At 63.2% G+C, this 22,934-nt stretch carries 21 protein-coding genes; 17 read left to right on the top strand and 4 right to left on the bottom strand.

What is annotated here, in order from left to right; translation table 11 throughout:
* Positions 1-7 precede the first annotated feature (7 nt).
* From M2497_RS12310 to M2497_RS12300, 3 genes are all read left to right on the top strand, one after another.
* Positions 8-493 (top strand): flavin reductase family protein, encoded by a 486-nt coding sequence (locus M2497_RS12310; protein WP_058427007.1) that lies wholly within the window; start codon positions 8-10, stop codon positions 491-493.
* 114 nt (positions 494-607) lie between these two features.
* Positions 608-1,360, top strand: coding sequence for a GntR family transcriptional regulator (locus M2497_RS12305; RefSeq protein WP_071494895.1), 753 nt, complete (start codon positions 608-610; stop codon positions 1,358-1,360).
* A gap of 2 nt (positions 1,361-1,362) precedes the next feature.
* Positions 1,363-1,926, top strand: a complete 564-nt coding sequence (locus M2497_RS12300; RefSeq protein WP_248487740.1) for an NUDIX hydrolase — start codon at positions 1,363-1,365, stop codon at positions 1,924-1,926.
* Positions 1,927-2,066: 140 nt separating this feature from the next.
* On the opposite strand, the gene M2497_RS12295 is transcribed toward M2497_RS12300, so the two are convergent.
* Positions 2,067-2,360 carry a DUF1330 domain-containing protein gene (locus M2497_RS12295; protein WP_248487739.1) on the bottom strand — a complete coding sequence of 98 codons (294 nt, stop codon included), beginning with the start codon at positions 2,358-2,360 and terminating at the stop codon, positions 2,067-2,069.
* Between the two features lie 68 nt (positions 2,361-2,428).
* On the opposite strand from M2497_RS12295, the gene ribBA reads away from it, so the two are divergent.
* The 5 genes from ribBA to M2497_RS12270 all read left to right on the top strand — a co-directional run bounded on the left by ribBA (position 2,429) and on the right by M2497_RS12270 (position 7,632).
* Positions 2,429-3,538: a bifunctional 3,4-dihydroxy-2-butanone-4-phosphate synthase/GTP cyclohydrolase II gene (ribBA, locus tag M2497_RS12290; RefSeq protein WP_248487738.1), complete on the top strand. Its 1,110-nt coding sequence runs from the start codon at positions 2,429-2,431 to the stop codon at positions 3,536-3,538.
* Positions 3,539-3,704: 166 nt separating this feature from the next.
* Positions 3,705-4,730: an ABC transporter substrate-binding protein gene (locus M2497_RS12285; protein ID WP_248487737.1), complete on the top strand. Its 1,026-nt coding sequence runs from the start codon at positions 3,705-3,707 to the stop codon at positions 4,728-4,730.
* Positions 4,727-5,644, top strand: a complete 918-nt coding sequence (locus tag M2497_RS12280; protein ID WP_248488193.1) for an ABC transporter permease — start codon at positions 4,727-4,729, stop codon at positions 5,642-5,644. The genes M2497_RS12285 and M2497_RS12280 overlap by 4 nt, the downstream gene beginning before the upstream one ends.
* 6 nt (positions 5,645-5,650) lie before the next feature.
* Positions 5,651-6,460: an ABC transporter permease gene (locus M2497_RS12275; protein ID WP_071494901.1), complete on the top strand. Its 810-nt coding sequence runs from the start codon at positions 5,651-5,653 to the stop codon at positions 6,458-6,460.
* Positions 6,461-6,477: 17 nt separating this feature from the next.
* Positions 6,478-7,632: an ABC transporter ATP-binding protein gene (locus M2497_RS12270; RefSeq protein ID WP_248487736.1), complete on the top strand. Its 1,155-nt coding sequence runs from the start codon at positions 6,478-6,480 to the stop codon at positions 7,630-7,632.
* A gap of 121 nt (positions 7,633-7,753) precedes the next feature.
* Here the strand turns inward: M2497_RS12270 and M2497_RS12265 are convergent, their stop codons facing one another.
* Complete coding sequence (locus M2497_RS12265) at positions 7,754-9,160, bottom strand: cytosine permease (RefSeq protein WP_248487735.1); 1,407 nt, start codon at positions 9,158-9,160, stop codon at positions 7,754-7,756.
* A 321-nt stretch (positions 9,161-9,481) separates the two neighbouring features.
* On the opposite strand from M2497_RS12265, the gene M2497_RS12260 reads away from it, so the two are divergent.
* A complete protein-coding gene (locus tag M2497_RS12260) occupies positions 9,482-9,967 on the top strand; it encodes a flavin reductase family protein (RefSeq protein WP_071494906.1) in 486 nt (161 codons plus the stop codon).
* Between the two features lie 42 nt (positions 9,968-10,009).
* Here M2497_RS12260 and M2497_RS12255 read toward each other — a convergent pair whose 3' ends face one another.
* On the bottom strand, positions 10,010-11,956 hold the full coding sequence (locus M2497_RS12255) for a methyl-accepting chemotaxis protein (protein ID WP_248487734.1): 1,947 nt from the start codon (positions 11,954-11,956) through the stop codon (positions 10,010-10,012).
* A 188-nt stretch (positions 11,957-12,144) separates the two neighbouring features.
* Between M2497_RS12255 and M2497_RS12250 the strand changes: the two genes are divergently transcribed.
* The 3 genes from M2497_RS12250 (at position 12,145) to M2497_RS12240 (ending at position 17,082) form a co-directional block, all read left to right on the top strand.
* Positions 12,145-13,188, top strand: coding sequence for an LLM class flavin-dependent oxidoreductase (locus M2497_RS12250; RefSeq protein ID WP_248487733.1), 1,044 nt, complete (start codon positions 12,145-12,147; stop codon positions 13,186-13,188).
* A 163-nt stretch (positions 13,189-13,351) separates the two neighbouring features.
* Entirely contained in the window at positions 13,352-15,760 is a 2,409-nt protein-coding gene (locus M2497_RS12245) for a glucose/quinate/shikimate family membrane-bound PQQ-dependent dehydrogenase (RefSeq protein WP_248487732.1), read from the top strand.
* A gap of 56 nt (positions 15,761-15,816) precedes the next feature.
* Positions 15,817-17,082 carry a carbohydrate porin gene (locus M2497_RS12240; protein ID WP_248487731.1) on the top strand — a complete coding sequence of 422 codons (1,266 nt, stop codon included), beginning with the start codon at positions 15,817-15,819 and terminating at the stop codon, positions 17,080-17,082.
* A 6-nt stretch (positions 17,083-17,088) separates the two neighbouring features.
* Here the strand turns inward: M2497_RS12240 and rpiB are convergent, their stop codons facing one another.
* On the bottom strand, positions 17,089-17,571 hold the full coding sequence (gene rpiB, locus M2497_RS12235) for a ribose 5-phosphate isomerase B (RefSeq protein ID WP_248487730.1): 483 nt from the start codon (positions 17,569-17,571) through the stop codon (positions 17,089-17,091).
* A gap of 256 nt (positions 17,572-17,827) precedes the next feature.
* On the opposite strand from rpiB, the gene M2497_RS12230 reads away from it, so the two are divergent.
* From M2497_RS12230 to dhaL, 5 genes are read left to right on the top strand one after another with little or no spacing between them, the layout of a single operon-like run.
* Complete coding sequence (locus M2497_RS12230) at positions 17,828-19,315, top strand: sugar ABC transporter ATP-binding protein (protein WP_248487729.1); 1,488 nt, start codon at positions 17,828-17,830, stop codon at positions 19,313-19,315.
* Positions 19,312-20,289: an ABC transporter permease gene (locus M2497_RS12225; RefSeq protein ID WP_248487728.1), complete on the top strand. Its 978-nt coding sequence runs from the start codon at positions 19,312-19,314 to the stop codon at positions 20,287-20,289. Before M2497_RS12230 ends, M2497_RS12225 begins: the two co-directional genes overlap by 4 nt.
* 14 nt (positions 20,290-20,303) lie before the next feature.
* Positions 20,304-21,062, top strand: coding sequence for an SDR family oxidoreductase (locus M2497_RS12220; protein ID WP_248487727.1), 759 nt, complete (start codon positions 20,304-20,306; stop codon positions 21,060-21,062).
* Between the two features lie 36 nt (positions 21,063-21,098).
* On the top strand, positions 21,099-22,100 hold the full coding sequence (locus tag M2497_RS12215; RefSeq protein WP_248487726.1) for a dihydroxyacetone kinase subunit DhaK: 1,002 nt from the start codon (positions 21,099-21,101) through the stop codon (positions 22,098-22,100).
* 3 nt (positions 22,101-22,103) lie between these two features.
* Positions 22,104-22,751, top strand: coding sequence for a dihydroxyacetone kinase subunit DhaL (gene dhaL, locus M2497_RS12210; protein ID WP_248487725.1), 648 nt, complete (start codon positions 22,104-22,106; stop codon positions 22,749-22,751).
* Positions 22,752-22,934 lie beyond the last annotated feature (183 nt).

Below are 22,934 nucleotides of genomic sequence, written 5' to 3'. Positions count from 1 at the left end.
CCCGACCATGATCGAACCCGGCATTTACAAAGACGTCATGAGCTCCTTCCCGTCCGGCGTCACGGTGGTCACCACCCTCGACCCGGACGGCGGCATCGTCGGCATCACCGCCAGCGCGTTCAGTGCGCTGTCGATTGACCCGGCGCTGGTGCTGTTCTGCCCCAACTATGCCTCGGACACTTACCCGATCCTGCGCGACAGCAAGCGTTTTGCGATCCACCTGCTGTCCGCCGACCAGACCGCCGAAGCCTACGCCTTTGCCGGCAAGGGCAAGGAAAAGGCCAAGGGCATCGAGTGGCACCTCAGCGACCTGGGCAACCCGCTGCTGGCCAAGGCCACGGCGATCATCGAGTGCGAGCTGTGGCGCGAATACGACGGTGGTGACCATGCGATCATCGTCGGTGCGGTGAAGAACCTGATCCTGCCCGCACAACCGGTCACGCCGATGATCTACCACAAGGGCAAGCTGGGGCCATTGCCGGCCTTGGCCTGAGGCAGGCTGGGGGCCGTGAGGGTTTGTCGCTTAAAGGACACCGCGTGATAAACTCGCCGACAATTTCGGCCCCTGATCGGCCCCCTGTTAACCGTTACATACAGAGCAGCCCCCATGAAACGCCTGCCACTCGACGACAGCTTCAAGGTCAATCACAACCCGGTCACCCTGCGGGAAATCGTGCTGGAGAAACTGCGCAGCGCCATCATGAACTTCCAGTTGTTGCCGGGCGACCGCCTGGTGGAGCGCGACCTGTGCGACCGCCTCGGCGTCAGCCGCACCTCGGTGCGCGAAGCCTTGCGTCACCTGGAATCCGAAGGCCTGGTGGAATTCGCCGATGCCAAGGGCCCGCAGGTGGCGATCATCACCCTGGCCGATGCGGTCGACATCTATGAACTGCGTTGCGTGCTCGAAGGCCTGATCGTGCAGCTGTTCACCCTGCGCGCCAAGGCCAAGGACATCAAGGCCCTGGAAAAAGCCCTGGAGGAGAACCGCAAGGCCCTCAAGGACGGCGAACTGCAACAGGTCATCGATTCGGTGCAAGGGTTCTACGATGTGCTGCTGGAAGGCTCCGGCAACCATGTCGCAGCGACCCAGTTGCGCCAGTTGCAGGCCCGTATCAGCTACCTGCGCGCCACCTCGGTGTCCCAGGAAAACCGCCGCGCCAGCAGTAACCAGGAAATGGAACGCATGGTCCAGGCGATCAAGAGTGGCGACCCGCTTGCCGCGCACCAGGCCTGCGTCGATCACGTGCGCGCCGCCGCTGCCGTGGCCCTGGACTACCTCAAGCGCAAACAGGAAGAGACCGGCAAGCTGCCCGAGATCACCCTGCCCATCGCCCTCAAAGAACCGCGCATAGGCCACTGACCATGCCCAGCCCGCGCTTTTGCCCGACCTGCGGCAGCAGTGACCTCGGTCACCAGTTGCCACCGGGCGATACCCATGAGCGCCTGATGTGCCGGGGCTGCGGCTATATCCACTACATCAACCCCAAGATCATCGCCGGCTGCATCATCGAGCAGGACGGCAAGTATCTGTTGTGCCAACGGGCAATCCCGCCTCGCCCGGGCACCTGGACCCTGCCGGCCGGCTTCATGGAAAGTGGCGAGACCACCGAACAGGCCGCGCTGCGGGAAGTCTGGGAAGAAAGCGGCGTGCGCGCGGAAATCGTCTCGCCCTACTCGATCTTCAGCGTGCCCAGGATCAGCGAGGTGTACATCATCTTCCGCGCGATTGCGCTGGAGATTACCGGGCAGTTCGGGCCGGAGACGCTGGATTATAAGTTCTTTGCGCCTGAGGAGATTCCCTGGGACAGCATTTACTATCCGGCGATCCGGCAGATCCTAGAACGCTATATCGAGGAGCGGCAGGCCGGGGTGTATGGCATCTATATCGGCAATGACGACAGCGGCAAGATCCACTTCATCCGCTGACCTCTCGACCAAACAGGGTTCCAATGTGGGCGGGGGCTTGCCCGCGATGGTGGTGGTTCAGTCACCTTATCCAGTGGCTGACACACTGTTATCGGGGGCAAGCCCCCTCCCACATTTAACCCAACGTCTGGCCTGATCATCTAGGGTGCCAGCCCTTCAACGATGATGATCTGCGCCACCCCTGCCCCTTCACGGTGCGCCTTCGCCTCCTGATATTCGGCAGACTCATAACACGCCACCGCCTGCTCGTAGCTATCAAACTCAATCACCACATTGCGCTGCCGTGCCGGTCCGCCTTCCAGCGCGACACTGCGCCCGCCCCTGGCCAGAAACCGCCCGCCAAACTTCGCAAACGCCGCCGGCGCACGGCTGGTGTATTGCGTGTATTGCTCGGCATCCGCCACATCCACGTGGGCAATCCAGTAGGCCTTCATCGCACATCCTCTTGTTGAATTTTTGTGGTATACCATAATACATACAACCAACAAGCCGAGCATCCTCCATGTCCTTCAACAGCATCGCAGACATCATCGAAGACTATCGCCAGGGCAAGATGGTGCTCCTGGTGGACGACGAAGATCGGGAAAACGAAGGCGACCTATTGTTGCCTGCGGCGTGCTGCACCGCCGAGACTATCAGTTTCATGGCCCGCGAAGCCCGTGGCCTGATCTGCCTGACCCTGACCGATGAACATTGCCAGCGCCTGGGCCTGGAACAGATGGTGCCGAGCAATGGCAGCGTGTTCAGCACTGCGTTTACCGTGTCCATCGAAGCGGCCACCGGCGTGACCACCGGGATCTCTGCCGCCGACCGTGCGCGCACGGTGGCGGCCGCCGTGGCACTCGACGCCGGCCCTGCCGATATCGTGCAACCGGGGCATATTTTCCCGTTGCGCGCCAAGGACGGCGGCGTGCTGACCCGCGCCGGCCACACCGAAGCCGGTTGCGACCTGGCGCGCTTGGCCGGGCATGCACCGGCCTCGGTGATCGTCGAGGTGATGAACGATGACGGCACCATGGCGCGCCGCCCGGACCTGGAGGTGTTTGCGCGCAAGCACGGCATCAAGATCGGCACCATCGCCGACCTGATCCACTACCGCCTCAGCACCGAACGCACCGTGGTGCGTATCGGCGAACGCGACCTGCCCACGGTGCACGGCACGTTCCGCCTGATTACCTTCGAAGACCGCATCGACGGCGGTGTGCACATGGCGATGGTCATGGGCCAGCTGCGCCGCGACACGCCGGCACTGGTGCGCGTGCATGTGATCGACCCGCTGCGCGACCTGGTCGGCGCCGACTACAGCGGCCCGTCCAACTGGACCTTGTGGGCCGCCTTGCAACGCGTCGCGGCTGAAGGCAGCGGCGTGGTGGTGGTGCTGGCCAATCATGAGTCGTCCCAGGCGCTGCTGGAGCGCGTGCCGCAACTGACCCAGGCACCGCGCCAATTCAATCGCTCGCAGTCGCGGATTTACTCGGAAGTAGGCACCGGTGCACAAATTCTCCAGGACCTCGGCGTGGGCCTGCTGCGCCACCTCGGCCCACCGCTGAAATACGCGGGCTTGACCGGCTACGACCTGGAAGTGGTGGAGAGTATTCCGTTCGTTGAATGACCTTGGCCAGATGGCCGGTATGGCAAAATGCTTGCGCAAAGTTTGGAATACCATAATATGATATTCCACAGGTTGGATGACCCTGCAAAGGCCATCCACACCGACTGCTCCCGATAGGCGGGCACTCAAAAGCCCCGCTCATAAACACAACAATGAGGGCGTAAAAATGGTGTTGAACACACGTATCAGCGCAGTCCTGTTCGCGGGTTTGCTGGCCACCGCCAGTCATGCCGCCATGGCGGCCGAAAGCGTCAACTTCGTCAGTTGGGGTGGCAGCACCCAGGACGCACAGAAGCGGGCCTGGGCCGACCCGTTCAGCAAAGCCAGCGGTATCACCGTGGTCCAGGATGGCCCCACTGACTACGGCAAACTCAAGGCCATGGTCGAGAGCGGCAACGTGCAGTGGGACGTGGTGGATGTGGAGGCCGACTTTGCCTTGCGCGCCGCCGCCGAAGGGCTGCTCGAACCCCTGGATTTCTCGGTGATCCAGCGCGACAAGATCGACCCGCGCTTCGTCTCCGACCACGGCGTCGGCTCGTTCTTCTTCTCCTTCGTACTCGGCTACAACGAAGGCAAGCTCGGCGCCGGCAAGCCTCAGGACTGGACCGCGCTGTTCGACACCAAGACCTACCCCGGCAAACGCGCCCTTTACAAATGGCCAAGCCCCGGCGTGCTCGAACTGGCACTGCTGGCGGACGGCGTCCCCGCCGACAAGCTCTACCCGCTGGACCTGGACCGCGCCTTCAAGAAACTCGACACCATCAAGCAAGACATCGTCTGGTGGGGCGGCGGCGCGCAATCGCAACAGTTGCTGGCCTCCGGCGAAGTCAGCATGGGCCAGTTCTGGAACGGCCGCATCCACGCCTTGCAGGAAGACGGCGCACCGGTGGGCGTGAGCTGGAAACAGAACCTGGTAATGGCCGACATCCTGGTCGTGCCCAAAGGCACCAAGAACAAGGCCGCCGCGATGAAGTTCCTGGCCAGTGCCAGCAGCGCCAAGGGCCAGGCCGACTTCTCCAACCTGACCGCTTATGCACCGGTGAACATCGACAGCGTACAGCGCCTGGATTCGGTCCTTGCGCCCAACCTGCCGACGGCGTATGCCAAGGACCAGATCACCCTCGATTTCGCCTACTGGGCCAAGAACGGCCCGGCCATTGCGACACGGTGGAATGAATGGCTAGTCAAATGAAAATGGCGGCAACCACACCGACCGGGAGCGCCCTCGGCGCTGCCGGCGCGCTTTCCCGCAACGTCGGGACACCGTCCCTGGCGCAACGCTGGCGGGGGTCGAGCAACCTGATCCCGGCCCTGCTGTTCCTGGGTCTGTTCTTCCTGGCTCCGCTGATCGGCCTGTTGCTGCGCGGCGTGCTGGAACCGGTGCCAGGCCTGGGCAACTATGAGCAACTGTTCGCCAACTCGGCGTACGCGCGGGTGTTGCTCAATACGTTTTCCGTTGCCGGCCTGGTGACGCTGTTCAGCCTGCTGCTGGGCTTTCCGTTGGCCTGGGTCATTACCCTGGTGCCGCGTGGCTGGGGCCGGTGGATCCTGAGTATCGTACTGCTGTCGATGTGGACCAGCCTGCTCGCCCGCACCTATTCCTGGCTGGTGCTGTTGCAGGCCTCCGGCGTAATCAACAAGGCGTTGATGGCCATGGGCATCATCGATCAGCCGCTGGAGATGGTGCACAACCTCACCGGCGTGGTGATCGGCATGAGCTACATCATGATTCCGTTCATCGTGCTGCCGTTGCAGGCGACCATGCAGGCCATCGACCCGATGATCCTGCAGGCCGGCTCGATCTGCGGCGCGAGCCCCTGGACCAACTTCTTCCGGGTGTTCCTGCCGCTGTGCCGGCCGGGGCTGTTTTCCGGTGGGTTGATGGTGTTCGTGATGTCCCTGGGTTACTACGTCACCCCGGCGTTGCTCGGCGGTGCGCAGAACATGATGCTGCCCGAGTTCATCATCCAACAGGTGCAATCGTTCCTCAATTGGGGCCTGGCCAGTGCCGGCGCGGCGCTGCTGATCTTCATCACGCTGGTGCTGTTCTACTTCTACCTGAAGCTCCAGCCGGAATCCCCGGTTGGCGCCAGCAACGCGAGGTAAGCCGTCATGCTCCTGACCCCCAATGCCATGAGCCGCAGGATGCGCTTGGGCCTCTATACCACCACCGGGCTGATCGGCTTGTTCCTGTTGCTGCCGATCGTGTTTATCGTGTTGCTGTCGTTCGGCTCATCCCAATGGCTGGTGTTCCCGCCACCGGGCTGGACCCTGAAATGGTACGGCCAGTTCTTCTCCAATGCCGACTGGATGAACGCCGCCATGGCCAGCCTCAAGGTGGCGGTGCTGACCACCGTGTTCGCCGTTGCCCTGGGCCTGCCCACCGCGTTTGCCCTGGTGCGCGGGCGCTTCCCCGGCCGCGAGTTGCTCTACGGCCTGTTCACCCTGCCGATGATCGTGCCGCTGGTGATCATCGCCGTGGCGGTGTACGCGCTGTTTCTCAAGCTCGGCTACACCGGCACGATGTTCGCGTTTGTGGTCAGCCATGTGATCGTCGCCTTGCCGTTCACCATCATCTCGATCATCAACTCGCTGAAGCTGTTCGACCAGTCGATTGAAGATGCCGCGGTGATCTGCGGCGCGTCGCGCTTGCAAGCGGTGTTCAAGGTGACCTTTCCGGCGATCCGCCCCGGCATGGTCGCCGGTGCACTGTTTGCCTTCCTGGTTTCCTGGGACGAAGTGGTGCTCAGCGTGATGATGGCCAGCCCGACCCTGCAAACCCTACCCGTGAAAATGTGGACCACCCTGCGCCAGGACCTGACGCCGGTGATCGCCGTCGCGTCGACGCTGCTGATCGGCCTGTCGGTGCTGGTCATGGTGATTGCCGCCGTCGCCCGTCGACGCACTGAAACCCGCGCTTGAACGCCGAGGATTAACCCATGAGTGCCGTGATCAAAGACCCCACTCGCAACCCTGGCCAACCCCTGGTCAGCCTGCGCAACCTGAACAAGTACTACGGCGAATTCGCCGCCGTGGCCAACATCTCGCTGGACATCCAGGACGGCGAATTCCTCACCTTCCTCGGCTCCAGCGGCTCGGGCAAAAGCACCACCCTGTCGATGCTCGCCGGGTTTGAAACCCCCAGCAGCGGCGAGATCCTGGTGGGCGGCCAATCCCTGGTCAACGTGCCGCCGCACAAGCGTGACATCGGCATGGTGTTCCAGCGCTACTCGCTGTTCCCGCATTTATCGGTGCGCGACAACATCGCCTTCCCCCTGGCGATCCGCAAACTGGCCAGCGCCGAGCGTGAAAAGCGCGTCGACGCCATGCTCAAGCTGGTGCAACTGGAACCGTTCGCCCACCGCCGCCCTTCGCAACTCTCCGGCGGCCAGCAGCAACGCGTGGCCATCGCCCGAGCGCTGGTGTACGAACCGCGCATCCTGCTGATGGACGAACCCCTCGGCGCCCTCGACAAAAAGCTGCGTGAGGACCTGCAAGACGAACTGCGCCAGCTGCACCGGCGCCTGGGCATCACCATCGTCTACGTGACCCACGATCAGGAAGAAGCCATGCGCCTGTCGCAGCGCATCGCGATTTTCAGCCACGGCAAAATCGTCGGCCTGGGCAGCGGTTTCGACCTGTACCAGAACCCGCCGAATGCGTTTGTCGCGTCTTTCCTGGGCAACTCCAACTTCCTCAAGCTCAAGGCCCAAGGCAATGGGGCGGCGTCGTTCGAAGGACAATCGCTGTCGATCCGCCTGACCAGCGGGCTACGCAGCGAACAGGATGTGCTGCTGATGGTGCGCCCGGAAAAGGCCCTGGCGCTGAGCGTGGCGCAGGCTGACCTTGAACCCTTGGCAGCCGGTTGGAACGAAGTGTCCGCCATCGTCGGCGAGGTATTGTTCCTCGGCGAAAGCCAGACCTGCAGCGTAAAAACCCTCGGCGGCACCTCGATGACAGTCAAGGCACTGTCCGCCGCCGGCATGCCACTCAAGGCCGGCGACCCGGTGCGGGTGCGCTGGGCCACGGCGGATGCGTGTGTGTATACCGAATGGGCTGAAAGCGATCTGAACAAGGCCGCCGGCGCGCACTGAGTCACCCCTTGGGCCGCCACAACGTCGGGTTGTGGCGGCCTTTTTTCGCCTGCGCAACACCCGAACATTGCAGGCAAAAAAATACCCGGCACATGGCCGGGCACTTTTGCCGTCACGAGGATTAGTCGGTGTAACCCACGTTCACCAACTTGACCCGCTGCGTCTGCTGGCGCGTCGCCAAGCAGTAATACAACGGACACGTCACTACCAACCCCACCAGCCACGACAGGTCTGCGCCGTCCACCAGGTTGGCCCACGGCCCCACGTACAGCGACGTATTGGCAAACGGCAGTTGCACGAGGATGCCGATGAAATACGCCACGATTGCGTGCAGATTGAAGCGCCCGTAAACACCGCCGTCCGCCTGGAAGATCGAGGCAATGTCGTACACCCCGCGCTTGATCACGTAGAAGTCGATCAGGTTGATCGACGCCCACGGCACCAGCACCAGCAGCAGCGCGAGGATTAGGCCGATGAACTGCGAGATGAAGTCCGCCGACGCACCCAGCGCCACCACGCAGCAGCCCGCGAGAATCACGCCGGACAGCACCACGCGCACCTTGATGCTCGGCGTCCACTGGCTGGCGAAGGTCTGGATCGAGGTGATGATCGATAGCACCGCGCCATACAGATTCAAGGCGTTGTGGCTGATGATGTTGAGCAGGAACAGCACCATCAGGATCGGGCCGAGCCAGCCTGTGGCCTGCTTGACCGCGACCATGGCTTCGGTGCCTTCGGGCGTGGCCAGTGCCGCCACCAGGCCGAAGGCGAAGGACAACATGGTGCCGAGGGTCGCGCCCAGGTAGGTCGCGATGAACGGCCGGGTAATGCCGATATCCGCCGGCAGGTAGCGTGAGTAGTCGCTGGTGTAGGGCGAAAAACTGATCTGCCAGATAACACCGAGCGACACCGTGGCCAACCAGCCAGCGGCATTGAAGCCGCCACGGGTGAGGAAGTCCGCCGGCAGGTCATGGGCGAAGATGTAGATGAAACCGGCCAGCAGCGCGCTGCCCATCACCCAGGTGCCGATGCGGTTGAGGCTATGGATAAAGCGGTAGCCGATCACGCCGATGGCGGTGGCGCTGAGCGCACCGATCAGGATGCTCGCCGGAACCGGCACCGACGGCACGATGCCGACGATGGACTTGCCGGCCAGCACGATGTTGGAAATGAAGAAGCCGATGTAGATCAGCGCGGCAAAGAACACGATCAACAGCGCGCCATAGCGGCCGAACTGGCCCCGGCTCTGCACCATCTGCGGGATACCCATGCGCGGGCCCTGGGCGGATGCGAGGGCAATCACGATGCCGCCGAGCAGATGCCCGAGGGCAATCGCCAGCAGCCCCCACACCAGGTTGAGATGGAACACCTGGGCAACCATGGCGCCGGTGACAATGGGCAGCGGTGCAATGTTGGTGCTGAACCATAGGGTGAACAGGTCGCGGGCCTTTCCGTGGCGCTCTGCGGGAGGGACGTAATCGACCGTGTGATGCTCGATCAGGGGGTCTTGCCGGGACATCTGGGGCATGGAAATGAACTCGCGTTGGTCTGATCTTATAGTTGTTTGACGCCAAACCGGGGGCGCTTCATGGCGCCCCTCAGATGAACACCATATTATGGTATTCCAACATTTTCACAAGACTGATCCGTAGTCCTGGCACGCATCTGATCTGCAATTGTGCCACATGGCTTATGGCTGTTTCTCGCTGAAAACCCCGTATTTATTGGTGATATGACCAAAGGCATGCGTTCATCGGGTGGCTGAAAAAGATCTTGCACGCGTCGTATTACGGTATACCATCAGACCTATAAATCCATAAAAACCGCCACACTGTCTGAGGACCTTCCCATGATCGATGCCGCCATCTACAAACAAGTGATGGGTTCGTTTCCGTCCGGGGTCACCGTGATCACCACGCTGGATGACGAGGGCCAGATCGTCGGGCTGACCGCCAGTGCCTTCAGCTCGCTGTCGATGGACCCGGCCCTGGTGCTGTTTTGCCCCAACTACAGCTCCGACTCGTACCCGGTGCTGATCAAGAACAAGCGCTTTGCCATCCACGTGCTCTCCGGTGGGCAGCAGACCGAAGCCTACGCCTTTGCGCGCAAGGGCAAGGACAAGGCCCAGGGCATCGAATGGACCTTGAGTGAACTGGGCAACCCGATCCTAGCGAATGCCACGGCGGTGATCGAGTGCGAGTTGTGGCGTGAATATGAAGGCGGCGACCACGCGATCATGGTGGGCGCTGTGAAGAACCTGATCGTGCCCCGGCAGAACGCCGGGCCACTGGTGTATTGCCACGGCAAGATGGGCGCCCTGCCCATGCCGGCCTGACTGCACTCTCTGTAGGAGCGAGCTTGCTAGCTCCTACAAAAATCAGGTGCGGAAGCGGCTGACCAACTGGTTCAACGTCTGCGACAACGCCGTCAACTGCTGTGCATCCTGGCGCGTGGAGTCGGCCAGGCTCGCCACCAACTGCGCATCCCCGTGAATCTGGCTGATGTGCCGATTGATATCCTCGGCCACTTGGTGCTGCTCTTCAGCGGCGGTGGCGATCTGGGTGTTCATGTCGCGGATCACATCCACCGATTCACGGATCAACCCAAAGCTGGCCCGCGCCTCATTGATCGACACCACGGTTTCCTGGGACACCTCCAGGCTCGCGTGCATCTGCTTGCCCATCTGGTGCGTGCGCCGCGCCAGGTTGCCCAGCAGTCCGTCGATCTCGCCGGTGGAATCCGCCGTGCGCTTGGCCAGGGCACGTACTTCGTCCGCCACCACCGCAAAGCCACGGCCCTGCTCTCCGGCGCGGGCGGCCTCAATGGCGGCGTTGAGGGCCAGCAGGTTGGTCTGCTCGGCGATGGATCGGATGGTGCCGAGGATCGACTGGATATCGTTGCTGTCTTTTTCCAACTGCTCCATGGCCTGGGCAGAGTGGCCGATCTCTTCGCTCAAGCGCCCGACACTGCTCACCGCCGCATCGATCTGCTGCTGCCCGGTGTGGGCCTGGCGCTGGCCGTTGTCGGCCGAGTCGGCGGCCTGGCTGCAGGAGCGCGCGACTTCGTTGGAAGTGGCGACCATTTCATGGAAGGCCGTGGACACCATGTCCACGGCTTCACGCTGGCGCTCGGCGACATCGGCCATTTCCACCGAGACCTCAGTGGCACTGCCGGAGCGGGTATGGATCTGCCCGGCGGCCTGGCCAATGCGCTGGATCAGCGTACGGATCGCTTCCAGGAACTGGTTGAACCAGCCGGCCAGTTGCGCCGTTTCATCGCGGCCGCTCACCGTCAGGCGTGCGGTCAGGTCACCTTCGCCCTGGGCGATACCTTCCAGGCCGCTGGCCACGCCGCGAATCGGCTTGACGATCAACCCGGCAAACCACGCGCCCGCCATGGCAAACAGCACGCCACACACCACGGCAATGGCGGCAATCAGCCAGGTCAGGCGCGCCGCACCGGCCATCACCTCGCTTTCCCGCACTACACCGACAAAGCGCCAGCCCAACGCCTTGGACGGCCACACCAGCGCCATGTAGCGCTCCCCCGCCAACTCGACCTGCACCAGGCCTTCGCCGGCCTCGCTCAACTGGCGATAACCCTCGCCCAACTCGCCGAGTTTCTTGAAGTTGTGGGACGGGTCATTCGGGTCCACCAACACTGTGTTGTTGGCCTCCATCAACATCAGGTAACCGCTCTCCCCCAGCTTGATCTGCTTGACCAGATCGGTGAGCTGCTTGAGCGACACGTCGATGTTGACCACCCCGCTGACCTTGCCCTGGCGGTCGTTGAAGCTTTGCACCGTACTGACCAGCACCACGTCGTCGGCCGCCCAGTAATAGGCCTCGGTACGCCGGGTCTTGCCCGGCTCTTCCATGGCCGCCTTGTACCACGGGCGGGTGCGCGGGTCGTAGCTGGCAAGCTTGGGATCGCCGGGCCAGAACACATAGCCGCCGTCTTCGGTGCCCAGCGACAAATAGGTGTAGGCCGAATGACTCTTGGCCAGCCCTTCGAACAGCGCGAACAGTTGCTGGTCACGCTCGCCAGGGGCGAGTTGCGCGGCGTCGCTGGCCAGGTAACGCTTGAGGTCGCCATGGATGCCCTGCAATTGCGGGTGCGCCGCCAGGTAGCCGACGTTCTGGCTGATGCCTTCGAAAAACAGCTGCATGGCATTGTCGACCTGGCGGATCTCGCGCCCGCTGCTGTCGACAAAGCCGTCCCGCGCCGCGTGGCGCACATTGAGGATGATCAGCACAGCCACCAGAATCACCGGCAGGCTGGCGATCACTGCAAAGGCCAGGATCAATTTTTGTTTTATGTTCATCAGGCTCGCCTTCCTTGTGAGGTGAGGGTGTGACCGTTGGAGAGAAATGTTTTGCGGATATTTCGTATTATGGTATACCAACAATCAATCCGCCGAACAGCCGTCATCACTGGCATGCTTCAGATTGGCGAGAGCACTTAAGGGCCTGCAGTCGACAGGCCGATCACAATAGATCCGAGGTAAGCGTCATGAAGTTTTCCCTGTTCGTACACATGGAACGTTGGGACGAAAGCGTCAGCCACCGCCAGTTGTTCGAAGACCTGACCGAGTTGACCCTGATGGCCGAGGCCGGTGGCTTCAGCACCGTGTGGATTGGCGAACACCACGCCATGGAATACACCATCTCGCCAAGCCCGATGCCGCTGCTGGCTTACCTCGCAGCCAAGACCACCACCATCCACCTCGGCGCCGGCACCATCATCGCGCCGTTCTGGCACCCGCTGCGGGTGGCCGGTGAATGTGCGCTGCTGGACGTGATCAGCAACGGGCGCATGGAAGTCGGCCTGGCCCGTGGCGCCTACCAGGTGGAATTCGACCGCATGGCCGGCGGCATGCCTGCCAGCAGCGGCGGCCAGGCCCTGCGCGAAATGGTCCCGGTGGTACGTGCGTTGTGGCAAGGCGACTACGCCCATGACGGCGACATCTGGAAATTCCCCACCTCCACCAGCGTGCCCAAGCCGATCCAGCAGCCCAACCCGCCGATGTGGATCGCCGCCCGCGACCCGGACTCCCACAACTTCGCCGTGGCCAACGGTTGCAACGTGATGGTCACGCCGCTGATGAAGGGCGACGAAGAAGTCCTCGACCTGAAGAACAAATTCCAGGCTGCCCTGGACAACAACCCTGGCGTACCGCGCCCGCAACTGATGGTGCTGCGCCACACCCACGTGCACGCCGAGGACGATCCGGACGGCTGGAAAGTCGGGGCCAAGGCCATCTCCCGGTTCTATCGCACCTTCGATGCCTGGTTCGGCAACAAGAGCGTGCCGGTCAACGGCTTCCTGGAGCCCAGCCCGGAAGAGAAGTTCGCCGGTCGCCCCGAGTTCGAGCTGGAGAGCCTGCACAAGACCGCAATGATCGGCACCGCCGCAGAAATCATCCCGCGCATCCAGTACTACCAGGAACTGGGCGTGGATGAGTTCAGCTTCTGGTGCGACAACAGCCTGTCCCATGCCGAGAAGAAGAAGTCGCTGGCGTTGTTTATCGAGCAGGTCGTGCCGGCGTTTCGTTGATCGTTGACAAGAGCCGCTTGCCGCTGACACCGGGCAAGCGGCTTTTTGTTGTGCGCGATCATCACCATCCCCGTAAGAGTCTATTACCACGCACAATGTACTAACTGGTTACTTATCTTGCTAAAATCGCGTCTTTGCCCTCTCACATTCGAGTGCTGTCGACATGAAACGAGCATCGCGCGCCGCTGGCGCCTCTAGAATCTTACTGCTGGGCCTGGGCGTGATCATCGCCCTGCTCGGCCTCGCGCTGGCCATTGGCGGCGGCAAACTGGTGAGCCTGGGAGGTTCCTGGTACTTCCTGATCGGCGGTGCGGCCATGGCCGTGTCGGGCCTGCTGATTGCCCGACGCAAGCCGGCGGGCGCGTGGCTGTTCGCGGCCTTCCTGGTCGGCACGGCTCTCTGGGCGGTGGCGGATGTGGGCCTGGTGTTCTGGCCGCTGTTCTCCCGCGTGTTCATGTTCGCGGTGATCGGCACGGTGGTAGCGCTGGTGTACCCGCTGCTGGTCAACCGGCCTGCTCGCGGCGCCTATGGCGTGGCGGCGGTATTGGCGGTGGGCGTGGCCGTGGCGGCGGGCAATATGTTTGTTGCCCACCCAAGCGTTGCTCCCACCGGTAACGGCCCTGGCATCACGCCGGTGGCCGCTGCCGATGAGCAGAAAGACTGGGCGCACTACGGCAACACCGAAGGTGGCAGCCGCTTCGCTGCGCTGGACCAGATCAATCGTGACAACATCAACAAGCTTAAAGTGGCCTGGACCTACCACACCGGCGACGTCGCCATCAGCGACGGCAACGGTGCCGAAGACCAGCTCACCCCGCTGCAGATCGGCAACAAAGTGTTCATCTGCACGCCGCACAACAACCTGATCGCCCTCGACGCCGACACCGGCAAAGAGCTGTGGAAGAACGAGGTCAACGCCAAATCGGCGGTGTGGCAGCGTTGCCGTGGCATGGCCTACTTCGACGCCACCGCGCCGATTGCCCAGCCGACCCAACCGAACAGCTCGCCGATCATCGCCGCCAGCGTGCCTGCCGGTGCGCAGTGCCAGCGTCGCTTGCTGACCAACACTATCGATGCACGCCTGATCGCCGTGGACGCCGACACCGGCCAATTCTGCGAAGACTTCGGCACCCACGGCCAGGTGGATTTGAAAGCCGGCCTGGGCAACGTACCGGACAGCTACTACCAACTGTCCTCGGCACCGCTGATCGCCGGCACCACCGTGGTGGTCGGCGGTCGCGTGGCCGACAACGTGCAGACCGACATGCCCGGCGGCGTGATCCGTGGCTTCGACGTGATCACCGGCCAGATGCGCTGGGCGTTCGACCCCGGCAACCCGCAAGACAAAAAAGCCCCGGCCGACGGCAGCACCTACGTGCGCAGCACGCCGAACAGCTGGGCGCCGATGTCCTATGACCCGCTGATGAACACGGTCTTCCTGCCGATGGGCAGCTCGTCCACCGACATCTACGGTGTCGAGCGTACGCAACTGAATCACAAATACGGCGCGTCGGTACTGGCGCTGGACGCCTCCACCGGCGCGGAAAAATGGGTGTACCAGACCGTCCACAATGACCTGTGGGACTTCGACCTGCCGATGCAGCCGAGCCTGATCGACTTCACCCCGCCGGGCAGCGACAAGGCTGTGCCTGCGGTGGTGATCGGCACCAAGGCCGGGCAGATCTACGTGCTCGACCGTGCCACCGGCAAGCCGCTGACCGAGGTGAAGGAAGTCCCGGTCAAGGCCGCCAACATCCCCAACGAACCCTACTCGGCGACCCAGCCAAAATCGGTCGGCATGCCGCAGATCGGCGCACAGACCCTGACCGAATCGGACATGTGGGGCGCCACGCCGTTTGACCAGTTGCTGTGCCGCATCGACTTCAAGGGCATGCGCTACGACGGCCTGTACACCGCGCCGGGCACCGATAAATCCCTGAGCTTCCCGGGCTCCCTGGGCGGCATGAACTGGGGCAGCATTTCCACCGACCCGGTGCACGGTTTTATCTTCGTCAACGACATGCGCCTAGGCCTGTGGATCCAGATGATTCCGTCGCAGAACAAGGCCCAGGCCGCGTCCGGTGGCGAAGCGCTGAACACCGGCATGGGCGCTGTGCCGCTCAAGGGCACGCCGTATGCGGTGAACAAAAACCGCTTCCTGTCGGTGGCCGGCATTCCGTGCCAGGCGCCGCCGTTCGGCACCTTGACCGCGATCGACATGAAGACGCAAAAGGTCGCCTGGCAAGTGCCTGTCGGCACCGTGGAAGACACCGGCCCGCTGGGCATCCGCATGCACCTGCCGATCAAGATCGGCCTGCCGACCCTTGGCGGCACCCTGTCGACCCAGGGCGGCCTCATCTTCATCGCCGGCACCCAGGACTTCTACCTGCGCGCCTTCAACAGCGGCAACGGTGATGAAGTCTGGAAAGCCCGCCTGCCCGTCGGCAGCCAAGGCGGCCCGATGACCTACGTGTCGCCGAAAACCGGCAAGCAGTACATCGTCATCACCGCCGGTGGCGCACGCCAGTCCACCGACCGTGGCGACTACGTGATCGCCTACGCCCTGCCATAACCCCCCGTTCGCGCGTCGCCTCCCCGGCGTCGCGCCTTGTGCCTGGAAAAACCCGCATGACCCCCACTTCTCATATTCCCCTTGGGCGCCTGCTGCTGGGCCTGGCCCTGGGTGCCGCCCTGCCCGTGCAAGCCGATGACACCACCCTGACCGGCGACTGGGGCGGCCTGCGCCGTGAACTCGACGCACAGGGCATCCGCTTCAGCGGCGACTACAGTGGCGAAACCGCCTACAACGCCCATGGCGGCCAGCACCGCTCGGCGCGCTACTCGCAGAACCTCAAGCTCGGCGTGCAGTTCGACCTGGGCAAGCTCTACGGCCTCACCAATGGCGATCGCATCCAGCTCACGATCAATGACCGGCGCGGCAACAGTGCCTCCGAGGACCTGGTGGGCAACCGCCTGCCGATCCAGGAAAACTACGGCGGCCTCTACACTCGCCTCACCGAGTTGAGCTACGAACGCACGCTGTTCACCCCGGCGCTGAACGTCAAGCTCGGCTACATGGCCATGGGCAATGACCTCGGCGGCCTCGACAGCGGGATTCTGTGCAACTTCATGAACGCCGGGTTCTGCGGGCACCCGCTGAATATGTCCGGCGGCAGCGGCTGGACCAACTACCCGAATGCACGCCTGGGTGCGCGGGTTAAATATGACTTCTCGCCGGCCTGGCAACTGCGCGTGGCCGCGTTCAACGTCGACCCGCAAAGCAACGGCAACTCCAGCCGCGCCTGGCGCCTGGACCCCAAGCACACCACCGGCACCGTGGTGCCGATCGAATTGATCTACAAACACACCGGCAGCCTGCCGGGTGAATACAAGCTGGGTTATTACTACGACAGCTCCGACGTGAAACGCATCGGCAGCAACAAGGAAGTCAGCGGTCGCGGCGGTCACTACCTGCTGATCGACCAGGCGGTGTGGGCTTCGGATTCATCCAGCGGTCGTGTGCTGCACGCCTTCGGCCAGTATTCTGCCGCCAGCGAAGCGGCCTCGCCGTTCAGCAAGTGGTACGGCGCAGGTGTGGTGCTGTACAAACCGTTCGAAAGCCGGCCGCGGGACACCGTAGCGCTGGGCTATGGCCGTGCCGTGCCGAACCCGCGCAGCCGCGAGGTGCAGGAGCTGGCCGCCTTCAAGGCCGGGACCGACTACCCCAACCTGAACAACGCCGAACAACTGATCGAACTCAGCTACGGCTACCAGGCCACCCCCTGGCTGACCCTGCGCCCGGATGTGCAATACATCATCGAGCCGGGGGCGTTTTCCGGTGACAACATCGACAACGCCCTGGTGCTGGGCCTGCAGGTCAAGGCGCTGTTCTGAAGCGGCTCAGTCGTCTGACGGCAACGCCCTGTTCGCCTGTTCGAGCGCAGTGATGCGCTCGACTTTCTTCCCGGAGCGCTCCGCTTCGAACTCCGACTCCAGGAACACTTTGACGATGCTCTTGGCCAGCTCGGGGCCGATCACCCGTGCACCGATGGACAGGATCTGCGCATCGTTGCTCTTGCGGGCGCGCTCGGCCGAATAGGTGTCGTGGGCCTGGGCCGCCCGCACACCCTTGATCTTGTTGGCGGAAATCGCCATGCCGATGCCGGTGCCACAGATCAGCACACCCAGGCGCTGCTCACCCGCCCCCACCGCCGTGGCCACCGCCGCTGCGATGTCCGGATACAGCACCGGGCTGGACGAATGGCAGCCAAAGTCCTCGACCCCATACCCCAGGCCTTCGATAAAGCGCTTGAGCATTTCCTTGAGCTCAAAGCCCGCCTCGTCGCATCCGATGGCCACCGAAAACGTCGTTTGTGCACCCATTACTGTTTCTCCATCAGACCGATCAAATGATCGCTCACTGAAATTATGCACAATCATTAGCGGACGACAGCCCTGCTGCTGTCAAGGCTTATTTCAAGGCAGCAACCCGCGAAAACCCTAAAACCTCAGGCGAATGCTGCGCCAAGCCATTGACAAAACCAACTCGACCAGTTTAAACATATGATCACTATCCGATCATATGATCAGGCTTTTGCCTAAGCCTACCTAATAAGAAAATCAGCAAGAGGACACACCGATGGCCCCGCCATTACTGCTCCAGGCTGAACAAGTTTCCAAGGCCTACGCCGGGGTCCCTGCCCTGCGCGACGGGCGCCTGGCCCTGCGGGCCGGCAGCGTGCACGCACTGTGCGGCGGCAATGGCGCCGGCAAATCCACCTTCCTCAGCATCTTGATGGGCATCACCCAGCGTGACGCCGGCAGCATCCTGCTCAACGGCCAGCCGGTGCAGTTCGACCGCCCCAGCGCGGCGCTCGCCGCCGGGGTGGCGATGATCACCCAGGAGCTGGAACCCATCCCCTACATGACCGTCGCCGAAAATATATGGCTGGGCCGCGAACCGCGCCGCGCCGGTTGTATCGTCGACAGCAAGGAACTGAACCGACGCACCCGCCAACTGCTGCAAAGCCTGGAGTTCGACGTGGATGCCACCAGCCCCATGCATCGCCTGAGCGTGGCGCAGATCCAGCTGGTGGAGATCGCCAAGGCGTTCAGCCATGACTGCCAGGTGATGATCATGGACGAGCCCACCTCGGCCATCGGCGAACATGAAGCGCAAACCCTGTTCAAGGCGATCCGCCGCCTGACCGCGCGTGGCGCCGGAATCATCTATGTGTCGCACCGCCTCAGTGAACTGGCGCAGATTGCCGACGACTACAGCATCTTCCGCGACGGCGCCTTTGTGGAAAGCGGGCGCATGGCCGATATCGACCGCGCCCACCTGGTGCGCGGCATCGTCGGCCAGGAGCTGCAGCGCATCGACCATAAAGTCGGCCGCGAATGCGCTGCCACCACGTGCCTGGATGTCAGTGGCCTGAGCCGCGACGGCGAGTTCCAGGACATCAGCCTGCAACTGCGCCAGGGCGAAATCCTCGGCATCTATGGGCTGATGGGCTCGGGCCGCAGCGAATTCCTCAACTGCCTGTATGGCCTGACCCTGCCGGACGCCGGCAGTGCCACCCTGCAAGGCCAGCCGCTGCCCGTCGGCACACCGGCGGCGACCATCCGCGCCGGCATGTCCCTGGTCACCGAAGACCGCAAGGACAGTGGCCTGGTGCTCAGCGCCAGCATCCTCGCCAACATCGCGCTGTCGGCCTACAAGCAATTGTCGAGCTGGTCGGTGATCAATGCGCGCAAGGAACAGGCCCTGGCGCAGAGCATGGTCAAGCGCCTGCAGATCAAGATCTCGTCCCTGGACTTGCCGGTGGAGTCCATGAGCGGCGGCAACCAGCAGAAAGTGGTGCTCGCCAAATGCCTGTCGACCCAGCCGATCTGCCTGCTGTGCGATGAGCCGACGCGCGGCATCGACGAAGGCGCCAAGCAGGAGATCTATCACCTGCTCGACGAGTTCGTGCGCGCCGGCGGTGCGGCCATTGTGGTCTCGTCCGAGGCGCCGGAATTGCTGCACCTGAGTGATCGCATCGCGGTGTTCAAGGGCGGCCGCCTGGTGACCGTCAGCAGCGATACCGCCCTTTCCCAGGAAGCCTTGTTGAGTCTTGCCTCATGAACAGTAAAGTCCTCGCCGCACCCGTCACTGCCCCGCCGCGCAATCGCCTGCGCCTGTCCCTCGACCGCTTCGGTCTGCCGCTGGTGTTTATCCTGCTGTGTCTGGTGATGGCGTTTTCCAGCGAATACTTCATGACCTGGCGCAACTGGATGGACATCCTGCGCCAGACCTCCATCAACGGCATTCTGGCCGTGGGCATGACCTACGTGATCCTCACCAAGGGCATTGACCTGTCGGTGGGCTCGATCCTGGCCTTTGCCGGTTTGTGCAGCGCGTTGGTCGCCACCCAGGGCTATGGCCTGCTGGCGGCGGTGAGTGCGGGGATGTTTGCCGGGGCCATGCTTGGCGTGGTCAACGGTTTCATGGTGGCCAACCTGAGCATCCCGCCCTTTGTCGCCACCCTCGGCATGCTCAGCGTGGCGCGGGGCATGACCTTTATTCTCAACGACGGCAGCCCGGTCACCGACCTGCCGGACAGCTTCCTCGCCCTGGGCATCGGCAAGCTCGGCCCCATTGGCGTGCCGATCATTATCTTTGCGGTGGTCGCGCTGATCTTCTGGATGGTGCTGCGCTACACCACCTACGGGCGCTACGTGTACGCCGTGGGCGGCAACGAAAAAAGCGCGCGCACCTCCGGCATCGGCGTGCGCAAGGTCACGTTCTCGGTGTATGTGATTTCCGGCCTGCTGGCGGGGTTGGCCGGTGTGGTGCTGGCGGCGCGCACCACCTCGGCCCTGCCCCAGGCGGGTGTGTCTTATGAGCTGGATGCGATTGCGGCGGTGGTGATCGGCGGCACCAGCCTGTCGGGTGGCACCGGCAGCATTGTCGGCACGTTGTTTGGCGCGCTGCTGATCGGTGTGATCAACAACGGTTTGAACCTGCTCGGGGTGTCGTCGTATTACCAACAAGTGGCCAAGGGATTGATCATCGTGCTTGCGGTGTTGATTGATGTCTGGCGCAAGAAAAAACGCTAAGTGGAGTGTGTGCAATGTCCAATTTCTGGAACCAGGCGTTCGACCTCACCGGCCGTTGCGCCGTGATCACCGGGGGCGCCGCCGGTATCGGCCTGGCCTGTGCCCAGTTGCTGGTGGAGCGCGGCGCCCGGGTGGCGTTGCTGGACCGTGACCCGGCGGTGGTCGAAGTGGCTGCCAGCCTCGGCGCGGGTCATGTGGGGCTGGTGGCTGACCTGCGCCAGCTCGATTCGCTGCAGGCCGCCGTCGACCAGGCCGCTGCCGGGCTCGGGCGCATCGATTACCTGGTCAACAGCGCGGGGGTCGCGCTGCTCGACAAAGCCCTGGACGTAGATGAAAACGCCTGGGACACCACCCTGGATATCAACCTCAAGGCCAGCTTCTTCATGGCGCAGGCCTGTGCCCGGTACATGATCGAGCAAGGCGGCGGGCGTATCGTCAACCTCGCCTCCCAGGCCGCCGTCATCGGCCTGGACCGGCATGTGGCCTACTGCGCGAGCAAGGCTGCCGTGGTCGGCATGACCAAGGTACTGGCTATGGAATGGGCGCCCCACGGCATCAACGTCAACGCCGTGTCGCCAACCATCGTCGAAACCGCGCTGGGCAAGAAAGCCTGGGCGGGCGAACTGGGCGAACGGGCCAAATTGCAGATCCCGGTGGGGCGCTTCGCCCAGCCGGAAGAAATCGCCGGCCTGGTGCTCTACCTGGTCAGCGACGCGGCCAAGATGATCACCGGCGAAAACGTGGTGATCGACGGCGGCTACAGCATTCAGTAAACCGATTCCAGACGAATAAGAACAAGGAAACACCCTATGAATCGAGTCATCAATGATCCGGACCTGGTGGTCGAGGACATGCTCGCGGGCATCCTCCTCGCGCACCCTGAACTGGTGCAGTACGAGAGCAATCCACGGGTCATCGGCAAGCGCACCCTCTCACCGGCCGGCCAGGTGGGCATCGTCACCGGCGGCGGTTCGGGGCATGAGCCGGCGTTTCTCGGCTATGTCGGACCGGGGCTGGTGGATGCGGTGGCGGTGGGCGAGATCTTCTCTTCGCCCACCGCCAAGAGCTTCTTCGACGCGTTCCGTGCCGCCGACCAGGGCGCGGGCGTGGCATGCCTGTATGGCAACTATGCCGGCGACAACATGAACGTGAAGCTGGCGATGAAAATGGCCGCCAGCAAAGCCATGAACATCCGCACCGTGGTCGCCAACGACGACGTGGCCTCCGCCCCGCCTGCGGATATCGCCAAGCGACGCGGCGTGGCCGGCGAGATTTTCATGTGGAAGATCGGCGGTGCCGCCGCCGCCCAGGGCTACGACCTCGACGGCGTGATCCGCGTGGCACAGAAGGCCGTGGACCATTGTCGCTCCATCGGCGTGGGGCTCACGCCCTGCACCATTCCGGCGGTGGGCAAACCCAACTTCCAGATTGCCGACGGCCTGATGGAACTGGGCATCGGCCACCATGGCGAACCGGGTATCGAAGTGGTGCCGGTGGAGTCCGCCGCCGCCATGGCCGAGCGCATGCTTGCGCCGATCCTGGCCGACCGCGACTTCACCCAGGACCAGAGCGTGGTGGTGCTGGTCTCGGGCCTGGGCGCCACGCCGGTGATGGAGCTGTATATTTTCTACGCCGAGGTCGAGCGCCAACTGCGCGCCAAGGGCCTGCGCATACACCGCTGTTACGTGGGCAACTACTTCACGTCCCTGGAAATGATGGGCGTGACCCTGACCCTGCTTGGCCTCGACGCCGAGCTGAGCCGCCTGATCGACCAACCTTGCCGCTCCATCGGCATGACCCAGTCGGAGTGAAGCATGCGCGAACATTTCTCGAGCAACACCGGCAGCGCCATTGTCACCAACCTGGTGTCGATCATCGTTGCCAACCGCGAATACCTCAGTGAAGTGGACGGCGCCATCGGCGACGGCGACCACGGCATCAACATGGCCAAGGGGTTCTCGCGCTGCGGCAAGACCCTGGAGGGCCGCGAACTGTCCCTGGCCGAGGCGCTGGACGAACTGACCCTGGCGTTGATGGAAGGCATCGGCGGCTCCATGGGTCCGCTTTACGGCAGCCTGTTTATCGGCATGGCCGACGAAGTGCGCGGCCACGACAGCATCGACGGGGCGACCTTCGCCAGGCTGCTGCGTGGCGGCCTGACTTCACTGCAGGACATCAGCGATGCGGGTGTGGGTGACAAGTGCCTGATGGATACGTTGATCCCGGCGGTGGAAGCGTTTGAACAGGCCCAGGCCAGCGGCGCGACGTTCCGCGAAGCGTTGCACCGAATGAAAAGAGCCGCCTCCCAGGGCCGTGATTCCACCCGCGACCTGGTGGCCAAGATCGGCCGTGCCAGCCGCCTGGGGGAGCGCTCCCTGGGGGTATTGGATGCGGGCGCGGTGTCGTGCTGCCTGATCCTGACCAACCTGGCCGAATCGGTTGAGGCGCGGTTGGTCGGGTAGTTGTGAGCCGGCTTTCTGTGGCGAGCGGGCTTGTTGTGGCGAGCGGGCTTGCCCCGCGCTGGGCTGCGAAGCGGCCCCAGAACCTGTCAATGAGTTCTAACTGAATAAATGCGGTGCCTGGATTGGGGCGGCTTCGCCACCCAACGCGGGGCAAGCCCGCTCACCACAACAAGCCCGCTCACC

Source organism: Pseudomonas sp. CYM-20-01 (assembly GCF_023169845.1).
Classification (GTDB): Bacteria; Pseudomonadota; Gammaproteobacteria; order Pseudomonadales; family Pseudomonadaceae; genus Aquipseudomonas; species Aquipseudomonas azotoformans.
This window is presented reverse-complemented; position numbering and strand designations above follow the sequence as displayed.

Coding starts and splice junctions, on each gene's coding strand:
- M2497_RS12250 (WP_248487733.1), top strand. CDS start 12,145: ATGAAGTTTTCCCTGTTCGTACACATGGAACGTTGGGACGAAAGCGTC.
- M2497_RS12300 (WP_248487740.1), top strand. CDS start 1,363: ATGCCCAGCCCGCGCTTTTGCCCGACCTGCGGCAGCAGTGACCTCGGT.
- M2497_RS12295 (WP_248487739.1), bottom strand. CDS start 2,360: ATGAAGGCCTACTGGATTGCCCACGTGGATGTGGCGGATGCCGAGCAA.
- M2497_RS12305 (WP_071494895.1), top strand. CDS start 608: ATGAAACGCCTGCCACTCGACGACAGCTTCAAGGTCAATCACAACCCG.
- M2497_RS12275 (WP_071494901.1), top strand. CDS start 5,651: ATGCTCCTGACCCCCAATGCCATGAGCCGCAGGATGCGCTTGGGCCTC.
- M2497_RS12220 (WP_248487727.1), top strand. CDS start 20,304: ATGTCCAATTTCTGGAACCAGGCGTTCGACCTCACCGGCCGTTGCGCC.
- M2497_RS12240 (WP_248487731.1), top strand. CDS start 15,817: ATGACCCCCACTTCTCATATTCCCCTTGGGCGCCTGCTGCTGGGCCTG.
- ribBA (WP_248487738.1), top strand. CDS start 2,429: ATGTCCTTCAACAGCATCGCAGACATCATCGAAGACTATCGCCAGGGC.
- M2497_RS12230 (WP_248487729.1), top strand. CDS start 17,828: ATGGCCCCGCCATTACTGCTCCAGGCTGAACAAGTTTCCAAGGCCTAC.
- M2497_RS12270 (WP_248487736.1), top strand. CDS start 6,478: ATGAGTGCCGTGATCAAAGACCCCACTCGCAACCCTGGCCAACCCCTG.
- M2497_RS12225 (WP_248487728.1), top strand. CDS start 19,312: ATGAACAGTAAAGTCCTCGCCGCACCCGTCACTGCCCCGCCGCGCAAT.
- M2497_RS12255 (WP_248487734.1), bottom strand. CDS start 11,956: ATGAACATAAAACAAAAATTGATCCTGGCCTTTGCAGTGATCGCCAGC.
- M2497_RS12260 (WP_071494906.1), top strand. CDS start 9,482: ATGATCGATGCCGCCATCTACAAACAAGTGATGGGTTCGTTTCCGTCC.
- M2497_RS12245 (WP_248487732.1), top strand. CDS start 13,352: ATGAAACGAGCATCGCGCGCCGCTGGCGCCTCTAGAATCTTACTGCTG.
- M2497_RS12310 (WP_058427007.1), top strand. CDS start 8: ATGATCGAACCCGGCATTTACAAAGACGTCATGAGCTCCTTCCCGTCC.
- M2497_RS12265 (WP_248487735.1), bottom strand. CDS start 9,160: ATGCCCCAGATGTCCCGGCAAGACCCCCTGATCGAGCATCACACGGTC.
- M2497_RS12280 (WP_248488193.1), top strand. CDS start 4,727: ATGAAAATGGCGGCAACCACACCGACCGGGAGCGCCCTCGGCGCTGCC.
- rpiB (WP_248487730.1), bottom strand. CDS start 17,571: ATGGGTGCACAAACGACGTTTTCGGTGGCCATCGGATGCGACGAGGCG.
- M2497_RS12215 (WP_248487726.1), top strand. CDS start 21,099: ATGAATCGAGTCATCAATGATCCGGACCTGGTGGTCGAGGACATGCTC.
- dhaL (WP_248487725.1), top strand. CDS start 22,104: ATGCGCGAACATTTCTCGAGCAACACCGGCAGCGCCATTGTCACCAAC.
- M2497_RS12285 (WP_248487737.1), top strand. CDS start 3,705: ATGGTGTTGAACACACGTATCAGCGCAGTCCTGTTCGCGGGTTTGCTG.